9 protein-coding genes are annotated in these 17,753 nt (G+C 42.2%); 6 read left to right on the forward strand and 3 right to left on the reverse strand.

The features are described from left to right. The first annotated feature begins 45 nt into the window (after positions 1–45). Positions 46–2,553, forward strand: coding sequence for a glutaminase domain-containing protein (locus G7Y45_RS04690; RefSeq protein WP_165014925.1), 2,508 nt, complete (start codon positions 46–48; stop codon positions 2,551–2,553). 148 nt (positions 2,554–2,701) lie between these two features. On the opposite strand, the gene G7Y45_RS04695 is transcribed toward G7Y45_RS04690, so the two are convergent. The 3 genes from G7Y45_RS04695 to G7Y45_RS04705 form a co-directional block, all read right to left on the reverse strand. After that, complete coding sequence (locus G7Y45_RS04695) at positions 2,702–5,101, reverse strand: TonB-dependent receptor plug domain-containing protein (protein ID WP_165014921.1); 2,400 nt, start codon at positions 5,099–5,101, stop codon at positions 2,702–2,704. Between the two features lie 158 nt (positions 5,102–5,259). Continuing rightward, complete coding sequence (locus G7Y45_RS04700; protein ID WP_165014919.1) at positions 5,260–5,667, reverse strand: hypothetical protein; 408 nt, start codon at positions 5,665–5,667, stop codon at positions 5,260–5,262. A gap of 139 nt (positions 5,668–5,806) precedes the next feature. Continuing rightward, positions 5,807–9,424, reverse strand: a complete 3,618-nt coding sequence (locus G7Y45_RS04705) for a glycoside hydrolase family 38 C-terminal domain-containing protein (protein ID WP_165014916.1) — start codon at positions 9,422–9,424, stop codon at positions 5,807–5,809. Between the two features lie 343 nt (positions 9,425–9,767). Here G7Y45_RS04705 and G7Y45_RS04710 point away from each other — a divergent pair, with 343 nt between their 5' ends. The 5 genes from G7Y45_RS04710 (at position 9,768) to G7Y45_RS04730 (ending at position 17,177) form a co-directional block, all read left to right on the forward strand. Next, on the forward strand, positions 9,768–12,971 hold the full coding sequence (locus G7Y45_RS04710) for a TonB-dependent receptor (protein WP_165014913.1): 3,204 nt from the start codon (positions 9,768–9,770) through the stop codon (positions 12,969–12,971). Positions 12,972–12,978: 7 nt separating this feature from the next. Further along, on the forward strand, positions 12,979–14,865 hold the full coding sequence (locus G7Y45_RS04715; protein WP_044299827.1) for a RagB/SusD family nutrient uptake outer membrane protein: 1,887 nt from the start codon (positions 12,979–12,981) through the stop codon (positions 14,863–14,865). A 19-nt stretch (positions 14,866–14,884) separates the two neighbouring features. Continuing rightward, the gene (locus G7Y45_RS04720) at positions 14,885–15,592 is read left to right on the forward strand and encodes a DUF3823 domain-containing protein (protein WP_044299826.1); all 708 of its coding nucleotides are present in this window, start codon (positions 14,885–14,887) and stop codon (positions 15,590–15,592) included. Between the two features lie 93 nt (positions 15,593–15,685). Next, complete coding sequence (locus tag G7Y45_RS04725; RefSeq protein WP_044299825.1) at positions 15,686–16,108, forward strand: hypothetical protein; 423 nt, start codon at positions 15,686–15,688, stop codon at positions 16,106–16,108. 91 nt (positions 16,109–16,199) lie between these two features. After that, positions 16,200–17,177, forward strand: a complete 978-nt coding sequence (locus G7Y45_RS04730) for a family 43 glycosylhydrolase (protein WP_165014910.1) — start codon at positions 16,200–16,202, stop codon at positions 17,175–17,177. Positions 17,178–17,753 lie beyond the last annotated feature (576 nt).

A 17,753-nucleotide genomic window follows, 5' to 3' on the forward strand; every position in this document is an offset into this window, starting at 1 on the left:
GTTGAAGGATACGATTTTGAGTGAAACATACAAATAAATAAAATAATGAAAAAACTATTTGCAATGGCTTTAGCAGTCGGTATGCTATGTAATGCACAGGCAGCTGATTTGTACAAAGCGAGTAAAAATGTAGCTTTGCGTGCTCCGGCAGTGCCTCTCATCACTTCCGACCCTTATCTGTCCATCTGGTCGCCCACAGATGCACTGAATGAAAGCAGCACGATGCATTGGACCGGAACGGAACATCCTTTGTTGGGTGCCATACGTGTGGATGGGAAAACCTATCGTTTTATGGGCAAAGATAAGTTGAACCTTGAGACTCTTGTTCCGATGACGGATACCGATACCTGGCAGGGAAGTTATACTTTTGACCAGCCGGCTGCGGGATGGAATACCCTTTCGTTCAATGCTGCCGGATGGAAAGAGGGACAAGGTGCTTTCGGTACTCCCGATATGCCTCGTGTCCAGACTCGCTGGACTACTCCGGATATCTGGGTTCGTCGTGAATTTCAGATCAATGACGACCTGAACGGAGAAACCATCTATCTGAAATATTCGCACGACGATGTATTCGAACTCTACCTGAATGGTGAAAAGCTGGTTGCTACGGACTATTCATGGAACAACGACGTATTACTCGAACTATCGGACGCAGCCAAGAAGAAGCTGCAAAAAGGAAAAAACGTACTTGCCGCACACTGTCACAACACAACAGGAGGTGCTTATGTAGATTTCGGCCTTTATCGCCTGAACAAACAGACGACAGGCTTTGAGACGGCAGCCGTCCAGAAATCGGTAAGCGTACTCCCCACACAAACTTACTACACGTTTACTTGTGGTCCGGTGGAACTGGACCTGGTGTTTACCGCACCTTTGATGATGGACGACCTCGATTTGTTGTCTACTCCCGTTAATTATATTTCTTACCGCGTTCGTTCGCTGGATAAAAAACAGCACGATGTGCAGATGTACGTGGAGACCACTCCACAGCTTGCCATCAATGAACTGACACAACCTACCCGTTCGAAAGTGATCCGTCGTAACGGTATCAATTATGTACAGGCGGGAACCATCGATCAGCCTATCCTCGGACGAAAAGGAGATGGAATCTGCATTGACTGGGGATATGCTTATCTGGCCGGAAATATAGGTGCCAATACGGCTGTAAGCCTGGGTAACTATTATGGCATGAAGAACGAATTTGCGACTAAGGGTACTTTATTGCCCACGCAAGCCGAATGCGTGACCCGTCGTGCCGACCAGATGCCGGCTATGGCCTATACCGATAACCTGGGCAAAGTAGGTGCCGATGGCAAATCCGGCTTCCTGATGTTGGGATATGATGATATCTCAGCTATTGAATACTTCTACCAGCCTCGTATGGCTTACTGGAAACATGACGGTAAAGTGACTATCTTTGATGCCTTCGAACGTGCCAAGGCCAATTATGCATCTGTTATGGAACGCTGTCGCGCTTACGACCAAATGATTCTGAACGATGCAGAAAAAGCAGGTGGCAAAGAATACTCTGAACTGTGTGCGCTCGCTTACCGCCAAGTGATTGCCGCCCATAAGCTGTTCAAGGATGCGGATGGTAACTTGCTCTTCTTCTCTAAAGAGAACAATAGTAACGGTTGTATCAATACCGTCGACCTTACCTATCCGTCTGCCCCGCTCTTCCTGGCTTATAACCCCGAATTGCAGAAAGGTATGATGACCAGTATTTTTGAATACAGTGCCAGCGGACGTTGGAACAAACCTTTCCCGGCTCATGACATAGGTACATATCCTATTGCGAACGGACAGGTTTACGGAGGAGATATGCCGATTGAAGAGGGTGGAAATATGGTGGTCCTGACTGCTGCTATTGCCAAAGTAGAAGGAAATGCCGATTACGCCAAGAAGTACTGGGATTTACTGACTATCTGGACGGATTATTTGGTAGAATACGGACAAGATCCCGAAAATCAACTTTGTACCGATGACTTTGCCGGGCACTGGGCACACAATGCCAATCTTTCGGTAAAAGCCATCATGGGAGTAGCCGGTTATAGCGAAATGGCCCGTATGCTCGGTATGGATGATGTAGCCGACCGGTATGCCGCTAAAGCCAAAGCCATGGCCACCAAATGGGAACAAATGGCACGCGAAGGCGATCATTACCGTCTGGCTTTCGACCGTGAGAATACCTGGAGTCAGAAATACAATATGATTTGGGACAAAATGTGGAATCTGCACCTCTTCCCCAACAATGTGATGGAGAAAGAAGTCGCTTACTATCTGACCAAACAAAATCTTTATGGTCTCCCGTTGGATTCCCGCAAAGAATATACTAAGTCCGACTGGATTATGTGGAGTGCTGCCATGTCTTCGGACAAAGCGACTTTTGAGAAGTTTATTTCTCCGGTATATAAGTATGCCAACGAAACCGTATCACGCGTTCCGCTGAGCGACTGGCATTATACCGATAGTGGTAAATTTGTCGGTTTCAAGGCACGCTCTGTAATCGGTGGTTATTGGATGAAGGTATTGATGGATAAAATGCAGAAATAATAAGAACCGGTATATAATAGAGTTTACTGTTAAGGGTTGTATCCAAAGCTTGTTCGGCTTGGACACAACCCTTTCTTAATTTCCCTATAGAAGATACTGCGCTGGCTGTTCTACTTAAGTCGGTGCCGATTTAAGTAAAGATTGGTTGTTAAGGATGTTCCGGTATCTCTGCAACCTGGAAGTCCGTACCAATCAAACCCTCTTCCGAATGGCCTTCACAATGGATCACGTATTCTCCGTCTTCCTGATCGTTTAAAAAGAAAGATATTTGTGCTTTACCTTCCTTGTCGGTTTTTACAGTAGGATTCCAGTACAGTGTATTTCTTTGTTCCGGCTGTTCGAAGAATAAATGATCGGAAAGATCAGGGGTATAAAACTCTTTTGTTTGATTATAACCTATCCAGTGACAGATTTTGTTATTTGTTGCTATAACTTCTCCTTGTATCGGACGGCTATATAATACGATAGTACCTCCATAGTTTCTAAATCCTCCGAACTGAGTGGACGTCTGTTGTAGGACTTCTACCCGTTCGATTCTGGATGCCTCCATGCTATACACTACTTCAGGATCTTGGGCAATATACCCATCCAATACCAAGGCAGCTACTGTCCCTCCGGGAAGTCCGTTGATGTGAGCATACTGTAAATTACTCTTTGTTTTATCCGGATTAGGAACCATGGTGATGCCGGGCATTGTTCTCAGTAATTGACGGACATCTCCAAAACTGTTGCTTGCTTTCACTTGAGTACTTGTTTTCACGAACCCTTCACTATAAGGACGCCGCTTTTCAATCGGATCTCTTCTTCGTGCGGTTACTTTTACTTCTCCTAATTCGAAGAGCTGTTTGTCAATCTCCTTTTTGGGGATGTAGGACTTGGTGATATCCCATTGTACGTGAAAAGAACTATCAGGTGCAAAAGGAGAAGGCATATATTTCACCGGTGGAACCGGGATGGAATCATCAAGTTTGATCGGATAGGTTTTCCCATTTTTATCGGTGGCTGAGAGCATGACCTCCTTTGTTCCTTCAAAAGAGATTCCCGATAGGCTAAAACGTTTTTGTCCATCCAACGGACAGGTAATAAATTGTTTGAGTGAATCTTGACGTAGGATAGCCTGAAGTTCAACAGATTTAGCCTTCTGTTTATTTATATTTTCCACTTTTCCTGATAAGGTGAGAGATTGTTCCATAGGATATCGGGGGAGATTATCGGGCTGGTTGAAAGCTTCAAGTGAGTAGCGTCGCCATCCTTGAGTCAGCAATAGAAGTTCTATTTTAGACAGACTTTCAGCATCTCCTGGATTCCAGTAGCTTAATGGTTGCTCCGTTTGCCCTTTCAGGTTGCTACTAAGAAAAGAGTAGGTATTGAAGTTATCACGGATCGTTGGTTGCTCTAAAAAAGTTTGTGCGACTGCCAGCGAGAAAGAACCCGGTTGGGGAATTCCCCTCTGATCGGTACTACGGATATTCACCAACATTTTTCGATGTCCTTCTTGTTCCGAAATAGTAGATGAAAGTTTTAGGTTGAGTGTTTCAGGGAAGTGAGTAAATACCAGCCTTTCACAATAGGCATGATAGTTTTCATCGATCAGGGTTAGTGTGAAGACACCCGTAGGCAGTTTATCTAAAGGCAAATCGAAAAGTGTACGCGGTTGCGAACCATCGACAGGTAGTATAGCAATCAACCGTCCTTCTTGATGGAGGATAAGTGAATAAGCCGGGATTTTGGTTGAAGGGTCAATGTTTTGAGTCAATAAGATGCGTAACGCTTCTTTCAGGTGCTTAACTGTGATTACAAACCCCTGTTCGCTTATTGAAGGCATTTTAAAATCCGTATTATCTCCTGTCAGACGGGCAATGTATTTTTCTTTTTTTTGTGGGATGAAAAAGAAACTTCCTTTACCCAAGTGATTGGTAGCAAATTTACGGATACTGTCTCCGTGAGCATTCAGTATGACTCCTTCTGCCTGGACACCTTTTCCGGTGCTGGCATCCACTATTTCGAATGCTATCCGGGAGGTAAGTCCGTTGATCAGATTTCCTCCTTCCGGAAAGAATTTCAGTTTAAATCTTGTTGTCTGCTGGGGTATTTTGTCTTTCTCTGAATCTCCATAAATCGTTAGTTCACGATGGAAGAAAAACTCCGGATCAAAATTCTGCATCCATCGGGTATAGGCGCGAAGTTGATAATGATCGGTGTGTAGATGCTCCGGGATCGAAAGGCTACCGGAGGCTGCTCCGTCTGCCAAAGGATACTTGACTTGTTTTACAATTTCCCCTTTACTATTTGACAGATCTACGTATACAATCCTGCTGGCTTCACTTGCTGAGGCAGAGAGTGTTTGATACACCTTAAACCAAATGGTTTCTCCGGCATAATAGTTGGTACGGTCTTGATGCAGATATAATTTCTCAATCGGATTTTCACGGGCGTATTGGTTGAACCGGATTGACAAAAGAGTGTCACTTACGGCTTTTTGTGGGGTTGCTACGCAATGGATGGTGCATACCAGACAAAGAATGGTTAATGTTGAATGTATTTTCATATGTAAATTATATTCCTTATCTAAAGCGAGCTGTTTTAAATCATTAATAAATTGATTTTATAATGTTATATCAGAATTTCTTTGAATAAAAGTAGAAACAACTATTCGCTATTTATATTTTTATTCAAAGGAATAATTAGATATTTTTGAGATTATATTTATCTTATTACAGTATAACACCGAGTTTCATACCGATAGGATATATCACTCATGTCAGCACTTATATTTGTTGCTTCTACATTAATAATAAATTTGTCTGTTGAAAAGTATGGGATATCGACATAGTTACTATAATTCGAAGGTGTGTATATCTCTATATAAGTTTTTGTTCCGGATTGCCAATCAATTCTTACACGTTCAACAGACGGATGGAGACGAATGCGAAAGGAATAAAATTGATTTGAAAAATCTCCAATCTCAACAGCTTTTATTAGTCCACTCCCAGATTGGTAGACTATGTTTAAAGATACTGCATTAATCTCCAGATTGTTCTCAATCAGTGAAGATGCTTTGGTGTTAAAGATAAAGCAACTGACTAATAAAATAATGAGATGAATTTTTTTCATAATAGTAATAATTTAAAAGTTAAAAATAGGCATTGGTTTTCTTTATAAACTTTTCTAATATATAGAAAAAATGATTCTGGAAATATTTAGTTCAGAGTTATTTAATATTAAATAACTCTGAACTAAATAAACATAGCTGTTATTTATAAACTTCCAGTTCGTAGATACGTGTATCTCTGCCTCTGGTGCTCTGTGTAGGACGGGTCACAAGCAGACGGATGTAACGTACTTTTCCGTCATAGTTCAGCGGACGTGAAATGACATTTGCATGATTACCATCTATGGCATCCAGAGTAGTCCATTCGTCACTCTGATTCATTTTCCCTTGCAGGAAGCAACCATTGGTGATGTATGAGTGACTTTCCTGTCCGGCGTTCACCATCTTCCAACCGCTGATGTTTTGTGCTTTACCCAGATCGAAGTCTACATAGTTCGGCGTTTGTGAAACGTCACACCATTTTGTATCCGTTTTACCATCCAGCAGGAAGTCCGGTTTTTCTTCGTCGTTGGTGTATCCTGAACAAGCAATGATTTTAGCTCCTTTCAGGATATTTTCGCGTACTACTTCCTTACCTTCTCCGGCAGTGGCTGCATTGCCTACGTTATTGGTGCGGAAAAGAGTGCCGGCAACGGTTGTAGCCGGTTCATTTTCGGTAACCAGGGTAGCAGCAAACAAAACCACTTTCTCATTTCGGGGCAAGATTACACTGGTAGCTCCTTTCGGAATATCCATACCAAACTTGAACATATAAGTGAATTCATAAGGCTGATCACCGTTGGATACATGGCGGTGTGTACCGACATAGGCAATCTCGGCGTCTTTGAGATATCCTTCGGTGTGTCCTTTATGTCCCCATTGGCCGATGAAGCCGGTATAAGAAGGCACAACGAATGAAGCGGTCTGCTTGCCAATGCGGAAGTCGGCCTGATTGTCTCCTTCGGTAGAGGCGGCGAGGATATAGAGACGGTTGTATTTGTTTCCCGCAGGCAGTTGCAAGGTGTCACCCTCACAAGTCATTCCGTTCGCAATCTCTTTTTCTCCCAAGCGGAAAGTGATCTGACCGGCTATCAGTGAATCCGGCAGAAGTTCGGCTGCAAAAGAATAACCCGATTCGAAGTCGCCTTCTCCACGGAATTCATTATAAGAAGCACATTTGCGGTCGTAGTCAAGCGGTAAAGCGGCATATTCGATCGGAGATGCCTCACGTCCCGATGGTTTGAGGCGAACCTTGTAAGTTCTTACAGAATAAGGAGTAATGTTTACCTGCAATTTGTTTCCTTCGAAAGTTGCATCGCCGATTGCCTTTTCCGTACCGTTGGCTTCGCTGGCACTGATGATCTCACCGGCAAAAGTCAGTGTGGCACTCTGTGCTTTCCGACCCTCGGTTTCGTATACGCGCACTACATACTCATCGGTTTCTTCCGCTTTTTTCAGTGCTTTGATCAGTACGTTGCGGTTGTCCGAAGAAGCAAACGAGAACGATTTTCCGGCATTTCCTTTGTGCTTTTCAGTACGGAAGGCTTTCAACTGTTGATTCAGTATCTCAGCTTTCTCCACAGTACCGGGCTTGTCCAGCTTTCCCTGATGTGGTACGAGGCTATAAGTGAACACATGATGTCCGAAATCCTGGTGATCCTGATATGCATAACCGTTGCGTGTTTCCGGTGTGTGGAGCAGTGTGAGGCGAAGTGTATGGTTATCCGGTTTGTCCCATCCATATTTGCTGTCGTTCATCACCGATACACCGTAACTTCCGTCACGATCGGTCAGGTCGGCCCAATATTGTGCGTATACTTCATAAGCGGTTTCGATATTATTTCCACGTTCGATGCTTCCGATACCTAAGTCGTATGTAGCTTTCTCGTTCTCAATGTTGAGAGGAAATTCGGCTTTCAGCAGTGCGTTAGTCGATTGCCAGTCTACTTCATTATAGAAGTCGATGCGTTCTGCACGGCTGCCTTCATATAGCCGTATATATTGGCGGAATACCGATTCTCCATGACGTTTCTCTATACAAAGCGATTTACGTAAGATTCCGTTCTCTACTAAAGTCATTTTTACATCATCCGTAATCGAAACCGGAGTTCGGTCAGTTGTCTCTTTCAGCACTTCCCATGCCGGCCAGTTGTACGACTTATTTTGAGTGAAGAGTGCCAGGCGGATTGCTTTCCCGGCTTTCACCAGCTCTTTGCCGTTCTTTTTGTCAGTCAGAGAGACGATATCTCCGTTTTTATCCAATGTAATCTTATACAGGGAGTTTTCCAAAGTATTGACGTTGGGGGCAACATCACCTGTGGCGGTTCCCGATGTGCGTACGTCATATACCACATATCCTGTAGCCGGAACTGTTGCTTCTACCAGGATGCGTGCCTTTCCGTCAGTATAAGAAATGAGCTGTGCAGATACTTTTTTGCCCTTTTCATCGTATACTGTTACTCCTTTAGGAGCTTTCGGAAGGTCAAGTTCGATTTCGGCAATATCTGAAACTGTAAATCCCAGTGCATTATAAAGGATTACCGGAATACCGCTAACCCGTGTATCCAATTCCCTGCCGATGCCATGGATGGAGGAAGTCAGTACATTGGAGAACTGTTTCAGTGAGATCAGTTCATCGTTCCATGAGAATTCGTAGGCACGCGGTATGCTGGTTCCTGTCAGGTCATCGTGGAACTGATGATAAATGAAGCGTTTCCATGCTTCATTGATGGTGCTTCCCGGGTATTTGGCCTGATTCAGCCATTCGGCAGTTACGGCAGCTCTTTCGGCAGCATCTCCCAGCAATTCGTTCTGGCGGTTGTACAATTTCATGGCAGCCTGAGAGGTGTAGCATCCTGTACCATGAACGTCCATCAGCAGTTCACCGTCGTATACCGGTAGTTCGGGATGATTCTTATAAGGAAGGTAGTCTTTATAAAGCTGGTCGCTGGTCGCACTGATAATTTCTACCGGACCGTTCCCTTGAAGCCCTTTCTCCACAGATCGGACGGACCCCAGTGTCGGTGATCCGCCGATATCGCCTGTACCGTAATATCTGTATACTGTATTAAGAGGTGTACGGCCTGCCAGCTCTTTCAGTTGTTTGTTTTCTGAAAGGTCTTCGTCATTCCATCTTCTGCCATAATCATATCCATGTGCCAGCATGATAGACGATCCGTCTATTCCTTTCCACAAGCCGATTGTAAACGGATGCTTGCTCTTACCATAGAATGGATGCACACGCCAGTCCAGCTTTTGTGAAGAGAAACCAATCAGTCCACAATGTGAAGCGATGGTAGGCAGTGTCCAGCCAAATCCGAAACAGTCGGGCAGGAAGATGTCCGTGCTTTCTACTCCGAATTCTTGTCTGTAATACTGTTGTCCCAGCATAATATTGCGGATGAACGATTCAGTCGAAGGTACCAGAGCGTCCGTTGCGTCCCAGCTACTTCCGGAAATGTGCCAGCGGCCTTCCCCGATGTACTTCTTCATTTCTTCGTATTGTGCAGGGTAGTACTCCTTCATCCAGGCATATTTCACTCCGCCTTCAAAGTTGAACACATAGTTCGGATACTTTTTCAGCAGAAACAGGTTCTGGCTGATCGTATTCCAAACATACTCTTTAATGGTAGTCTGTACATCCCAGTTCCACTGAGTGTCCAGATGGGCATCTGCCACCATGTAGGCTTTCGCCTTTTTTTCCTGTTTATTCCCTTGGGCGTACGAGGCTCCTCCGGATAACAGCAGGGTAGCTGCCAGCATAGCAATGTGTAATTTCATGTTTGCTTAATACATTATTTAATTAATAAATGAGGAATTATACAAAGGTGACCAAATTCGTAGAAAGGAGATGAAAAATACTGTTCAATAAATAGCAGAATCTGTTCAGATGTCGTTTTGAGGCTCTGTGAAGGGAATTGAAATGTAGAAAAGAACAGATTTTGTTGTTTATTGAACGGAAATTATCGTCTTATTAGCTAAAAATAACTTTCCTTTGCAATGTTTCGAAACCGTAAGAGCTATACTATGAAATACATCCCGTCTTATATCCCGGGGATTATTTCCATAACGATGCTTTTATACATTAAAGATTTATAGAACCTGTTTTTTAAATTTATGTACTATGCGTAAAAAAGAACAAATGTTTTGGCTCGCAAGTCGTAGCAGAATGTGGCGCATACCACTTTGTATGGCTGCCTTTTCGCTTTTGCCAAGTGCCTACAGTTTCGCCGGTGCCGAAAATCCGGCAATAGAAACTGTATGGGCTGTGAACTCCGTTCAACAACAACGGACCGTAAAAGGTATAGTTATCGACGCCAATGGCGAAGCGGTAATTGGTGCTAATGTAAAAGAGCCGGGAAGCACGACTGGTACCATCACCGATATGAACGGTGAATTCTCGCTGAATGTTGGCCCTAAAGCTACACTGGAAGTCTCATTTATTGGTTACACAACACAAAAAGTAAACGTAGGAGCATCAAACACAGTTAAAGTTATTCTAAAAGAAGACACAAAAGTACTCGATGAAGTCGTTATTACCGGTTTCGGTATGTCACAGAAGAAAGCTACTTTGACAGGTGCCGTTGCTGCAATTGCTTCTACTGACATCGAACGTTCCAATGCAACGACAGCTTCAGGTGCATTGGTTGGTAAGATTGCTGGTATCAATACCCGTCAGAATGATGGACGTCCGGGCGCTTCTACACAATTGCAGATCCGTAATATGGGAGCTCCATTGTATGTAATTGATGGTGTTGTATCTGATGATGGACAGTTTAATAATATGGATTTTAATGATATAGAATCTATCTCTATATTGAAAGATGCATCTGCTGCAATTTATGGTGTGCGTGCTGCCAATGGTGTAGTAGTGGTTACATCAAAGAAAGGACATCGTAATTCTAAGAACTCTGTATCTGTTAATGCTTATTATGGTTGGCAACATAATTCACGTTATGTTCAGCCTGCTAAAACTAAAGACTATGTGACTGCTTATGTCTCTGCAGAAACTTGGGCTAAAAAGGCGGACAATGATCGCAGGTACAACAAAGAAGAATATGCGAAATGGATGGCCGGTACTGAGAAAAATTACCAGGGTTTTGACTGGAGCGACTATATTTGGATTACTGCTCCCCAATCGTATATTAGTGCGAATCTTTCAGGAGGTACCGATAAAGCAAATTATTATGTAGCAGTTTCTCATATCGATCAAGAAGCGACTGTGCGTGGTTATGGTGGATTCAGACGTACAAATGCTCAAATGAATATTGATATGAATATTTCTGATCGTTTCAAGATTGGTGCCACGATGAATGGACGTATTGAAGATCGTCACCATCCGGGTGTTCCTGGTGGAGATGATACATGGTTGCCTCGTTTTGCTACAATGAAGAATCAGCCGACAAAGCGTCCGTATGCCAACGACAATCCTTTATACCCACAACTTGTTTCTGACCAGAAAGAGACAAACTTCGCTCTTTTAAATTATGAAACCAGTGGTAAGGTATCCGATGTATGGCGTGTTCTTCAAATGCAGACAACTGCCGAATATGAGATTCTGAAAGGATTGAAGGCTAAAGGTATGTTGGGCTATTATTATGCTTACAATGAACTGGATAATCAGGAATACACATTCAAATTGTATGGATACAATGAGAAAACGGGTGAGTATTATGAAACAGCTTCTATGGATAATCCTTATCGCGAACGTAATCGTGAGAAGGTGGAGGATCAGTTTGCTAATTTCCAGTTGAACTTTGATCGTAGGTTTGGTAATCATTCTATCAATGCTGTTGCTTCTTTTGAGGCTACACAACGTAAACGCCCCAAATCATGGGTACATTCAGTTCCGGTTGCTAACGGTATGGATCTGATTCGTTTTAAGGAGATTGTGGAGTATAACGATACTGGTAACAATACGGAAGCTCGTTTGGGATGGTTAGGACGTATCAATTATAGTTTTGCTGATCGTTATCTGATCGAATTGATTGGTCGTTGGGATGGTTCTTGGAAATTTAAACCGGAAAACCGTTGGGGCTTCTTCCCTTCTGCTTCTTTGGGATGGAGAATATCTGAAGAAAATTTCTGGAAAGAAAGTAAGATTGCCAATGTATTCTCTAATTTGAAGATACGTGGTTCATACGGTGTGGTTGGAGATGATAATGTGAGTGATTATGCTGCGTTTGATTATCTGCCTGGTTATAAATACAATAACGGTGGCGCCGTATTAGATGGCGATTGGGTTGTTGGAACTGAAACTCGTGGCTTGCCTAATAAAACTTTATCATGGATGGAATCTAAGATTCTGGATATTGGTGTAGATTTGGGCTTCTTTAATAACCGTTTGAATGCTCAGGTAGACTTCTTCCAGCGTATTCGTGATGGAATTCCTGAGTCTCGTTATGATGTGCTGATTCCGAATGAAGCAGGTTTTTCTTTACCTAAAGAAAATTTGAAATCGGACAAACATGTTGGTTTTGATGCAATGGTAAACTGGACCGATCATATCAATGATTTTAACTATAGTGTCGGTGCCAATATGACTTATTCACGTTTCTGGGATTGGGAACAATATGACACACGTCACAGCAACTCTTGGGATGTGTATCGTAACAGTATTTGGCATCGTGTAGGTTACGTAAATTGGGGATATGAGGCAGTTGGCCGCTTTACAAGTTGGGAACAGATTGCTACTTATCCGATAGATAACGATAGAAAAGGAAACAAGACAGTTGTTCCGGGTGATATTATGTATAAGGATGTCAACGGTGATGGTGTAATCAATTATATGGATGAGCGTCCAATCGGTTACCGTAGTGATAGTACTCCTACACTCAACTTTGGTATTAATTTGTCGGCAAGTTGGAAAGGATTTGACTTGGCAATGGACTGGACAGGTTCGGGTATGACTTCATGGCAACAACAGTATGAAACGGCTCGTCCGTTCCAGAATGACGGTAATAGTCCGGATGAGGTGTTTAAAGATGCTTGGCATTTGGCGGATATCTGGGATGCTGATAGTCAGTTGATTCCAGGAAAATATCCGTTAATTCGTTTGAATAATGAAGAGACAAGTGCTTACGATAAGAGTACATTCTGGCTGCATAATGTGAAATACATTAAGTTGCGTAATCTAGAGTTTGGTTATACTTTGCCCAAACGGATTGTTGCTAAAGCAGGTATCAGCAATTTGCGTTTATATGTATCCGGAACCAACCTGTTCTCTATAAGTAATATACCTTTTATGGATCCGGAGTGCATCGATTCAAATGGTTTGGATTATCCGACGATGCGTGTGGTTAACTTAGGTATCAATCTCAAATTTTAAGTAAACAATGAAAAACAGATATTTTTTAATGGCTCTTGCTGCTGCGGGGGTATTATCGTTGAGTAGCTGTAATGGCTTTCTGGATACGAAGCCAAACGACATTATGACACAAGATCAGGTGTATGCTGACCCGGCGTTGGTGAAATCTGTTCTGGCTAATTTTTATGGTCGTATCACTTTTGGCCAGCGTAATGAAGCTGTAGAAGATTATTTCATGCTGGATGAGGCTATTCATTATGATAACAATAGTGATGAAAATATAGATAGAAATAAATGGCGTCCTTATGACTATACATTGATTCGTAATTTGAATCAATTCTTACAGGGTATTAAAGGATCTACTGCTGTAGATGAGGAGACTAAGAGACTTTATGAAGGTGAAGTTCGCTATATTCGTGCTTGGACTTATTTTTGCATTGCCCGTGGGTTAGGTGGTATTCCAATTGTAGGAGATGACGTATTTGATTATACCGGTGGTATGGATATTACTACAATTCAGGTTCCCCGTTCTACTGAAGCTGAAACTTATGACTACATTATTAAGGAGTGTCAGGAAGCGGCTGCTATGATGAGTAAGCAGACTAATAAGAACAATTCTCGTGCAAACTATTGGGTAGCAAAAATGTTGGAAGCACGTGCAGCAATTACAGCAGCTTCATTGGCTACATACAATACGGTGGCCGAACATCCTCAATTGAGGACTGCCGGTGGTGAAGTAGGTATACCCGCAGATAAAGCAGAGGGCTACTATCGTACAGCTTTAGCTGCGGCAAAGGAGGTTATCGAAGGATCTGCAGATGGTACGGCTTCTCCATATAAGTTGATGTTAGCTGCTGATAAGACTTCAGAAGCTTTAGCTGATAACTTCTTTAAAGCTGTTTGTGAGAAAAGTGGTAATACTGAAGTTATTTGGACACGTGACTATGCTACTCCTGGCTATGGTCATGAATTTACAAAGAATTGCTTACCTAAAAGTATCGAACAAGATACTGGTAGCGACAGAATGTCTGTATTGTTGAATTTGGTTGAGGCTTATGAATCAACAGATGCAACGGAAGCAGAACGTGGTAAAGCTGCGAAATTTGATATAGGTACATTAGATGATCCTAAATTCTTTGATGATCCGATGGATTTATTTGCAGACCGTGATCCACGCTTGGCGGCTACAGTTCTTTTACCGGGATCTACTTTTGACGGAAAATTAATAGAACTGCAAGCAGGTCAATTAAATAAAGTGGATGGACGATGGACCGAGAGAACAGGCCGTAGAAATGAAACGGATGCCCAAGGACGATTGATTACTGCCAATAATGGTCCGTTCGGAGGTAATGAACGTGAAATTAACCGTACAGGATTCTTCGTTCGTAAATATCTGGATAAAACACCTTTGGCCGGTACTCAAGGTACAAAATCGGCTATGTGGAATGTATATTTCCGCATTTCAGAGGCTTATCTGATTGCTGCTGAGGCTTCTTGGGAACTGAGTCATAATAACAGCGATGTAGAAGCTTTGAAATATATCAATGCCGTTCGTGAACGTGCCGGTATTCAGCCTCTAACTTCTATCGATCACCAGAAAATTATGCATGAGTATCAAGTTGAATTTGCGTTCGAAGGTCATCGTTGGTGGGATTTGAAACGTTGGATGGAAGCTGATAATATTTGGACTGGAAATGAAAATGATCGTACAGCACAACGTCTTGGCTTATGGCCTTACCGCGTAGTTGCAGAAGGTGATGTTAATAATGGTAAGTGGGTATTTGTAGAAAAGAATATGCAGACATTAGATTTATGGCGTAAACCGCTGAAGTGTACTGATGTTCAGTATTATTCAGAAATCGACAATGGCTGGATTAATAATAATCCGAAATTGGTTAAAAACCCGTATCAATAATCTAAAATTAGAAGAGACAATGAAAACAATATCAAAGATTTTTTCAGTATTGCTGTTGGGAGCGATGATGTTTACCAGTTGTATGAAAGACAACTATGACGCTCCTGAGTCAATGTTGACAGGTCGTGTGATGTATAATGGTGAAGCATTGCAACTTCGTGGCAATGAAGCTGTACAATTACAGCTTTATCAACATGGTTATGCTAAACACGATCCTATTAATGTGTATGTTAATCAGGATGGTATGTATTCTGCTAATTTGTTTGATGGTGAATATCAGATGATAACAAAGAGTGGAAATGGCCCTTGGTCTTCAGAAGGTCGTGATACTATTTATGTAACTGTTGCTGGTAATACAGTGCAGGATGTTGAAGTAACTCCTTATTATCTGGTAAGAGATGCACAGATGACATTAGAAGGTAATAAGGTAAATGCATCTTTTAAAGTGGAAAAAGTTGCAGGTGGAGGTATTGACCGGGTATTTTTCATGTTAAGTACTACTCAGTTTGTGAATGATGCAGAACATAATGTAGACCGTTATGATGAAACTGACAATATGGGTGCTTACGATGAAACAGGTAAGCTATATACTTTTGCTACAAGAGATTATACGGATAATAGTATGTTCCAAACTGCTTTGAAAAGAGGTACATTGTTCGGTCGTATTTGTATCTGGCCTAAAGGATCTGATCAGGGTATTTACTCTAAAGTAATCCGACTGAAATAATTCATATCAATGTTTAATGTGGGAAGGGTGTCGGGGTTCCTGGCACCCTTTCTGTTTAAATAAATTTTTTATAAACTTTTAAATTATTGTATTATGAACAAAACGATTTTGTTAGTATTGGCATTTGTGTTTGCGGGGATAACAAGTGTAATGGCTAATACATCGAAGGATGAAAAAGCTGAAGTAAGCAGTGTTGATAAAAAAGCTGCTACAGAGTATTATTTGGAGATTGGCAGCCAGAGTGGTTCCGGAGTTTTTTCTACGATTGAATTAATAAATCCATTTGAAAGAAAACTTAGGGTAGTGACTCGTGGACGCTCTACAGTTGAGATAAGCTTTCATGAAGAGGGGACTATTTATGGTCGAAGACTTTTTTATACTCCAAATACTGATGGACAGGTTATTACCGATGAAATTAAATCTAGTGAATTTACCATTAGTACCAGTTACAATGAGAGTAGTAGTAGCTCTACTATTAAATATGAAACTCGGTATTATTATATCAGAGAAAGATAATTTGATAACTGGTTAAAATTAAAGTCTCCTATGTTTGGGTTTATTTCTGATAAACTGAATAAGGGGACTTTTCTTAATTTATATATTCAGCATGAAGAAACTTTTATTTTCCCTTTTTACTGTTTTTTCTTTCTGTGTTCCTTCCATTGCACAGCAGTATTCCAACCCCGTTATTAATTACAGCCTTCCCGACCCTACGGTTATCAAGGCAGATGATGGTTATTATTACCTGTATGCAACGGAAAATATCCGGAATCTCCCTATTCACCGATCGAAAGATATGGTAAACTGGAGCTTTGTGGGTACGGCTTTTACCAATGAAACCCGCCCTACATTCGAGCCGAAAGGAAATCTTTGGGCGCCGGATATAAATAAAATCGGTGATCGGTATGTGATGTATTACTCCATGTCTGTTTGGGGTGGAGAGTGGACCTGCGGGATTGGTGTGGCTACGGCAGATAAACCTGAGGGACCTTTTACCGATCATGGAAAACTCTTCCGCAGTAACGAAATAGGGATTCAGAACTGTATCGATCCTTTCTATATAGAAGATGGCGGCAAGAAATATCTTTTTTGGGGGAGTTTTCATGGCATTTATGGAGCCGAGTTGAGTGATGACGGGCTCTCATTGAAAGAAGGAATGAAACCACAGCAGGTGGCAGGCATAGCCTATGAAGGAACTTATATTCACAAGCGGGGAGGTTACTACTATTTGTTTGCTTCCATTGGTCGCTGTTGTGAAGGGTTAAAGAGCACCTATACCACAGTGGTGGGGCGGTCAAAACACTTATTCGGTCCTTACGTAGATAAAAAAGGGGCATCGATGCTGGAGAATCACCACGAAGTGCTGATTGATAAAAATGCAGCATTCGTGGGCCCCGGGCATAACTCTGAAATCGTAACAGATGATAAAGGAGCGGACTGGATGTTTTATCACGCTGTCAGTGTAGCCAATCCTGAAGGAAGAGTGTTGATGCTCGACCGTGTAAACTGGAAAAAAGGATGGCCTGTTGTAGAGGGGAATACACCATCGTTGCAAGCAAAAGCCCCTGTTATCCGGCACAAATAAGGGGGTAAACATCAGTATTCTGCTATACTTCTAATGGTCTGTATACCGATATGCTACGTCTTATTCCGTTATCTCTATCTCGTCCCGCATGCCCGGGCCCGTCAGCCCGGGTATGCGGGCTCATGGGCACAGGCACGCGGGCTCATGGGCCCGGGTATACGGGACGGGGTAAACATCGCACCATTTTCAGCTAAGTAATAGGGAAAAACAAAATGCTTTATACGGCATATTTGCTTAGAAAACTCGACTTTATTCTTTGTGAATCAGTTCTTTATTCTGAATTATTCTCCTAAAACAGTGGGTGGAAGATGGAAGATACAGGTGGAAGATAAACGGGCTGAAAACGCGATCTTCCACCAAGTCATCCTGCTGATTATTAGAATGATAATCGTTGAAAGGTGGAAGATGGAAGATTGGAATGCATTTTTTGTATGAGAGACGGCATAGCGAGAACTACAAATGAATTCTTTTCATATTGCTGAATGTGTTTCTTGGTCACGCAGAATATGGAATGAACAAATTCAGGTCAAAAGCCTGCTACAAATGTTCCAATATTGATATTAAGTGTTCTATCCC

It is taken from the genome of Bacteroides sp. ZJ-18 (assembly GCF_011038705.2).
Taxonomy (GTDB): domain Bacteria; phylum Bacteroidota; class Bacteroidia; order Bacteroidales; family Bacteroidaceae; genus Bacteroides; species Bacteroides hominis.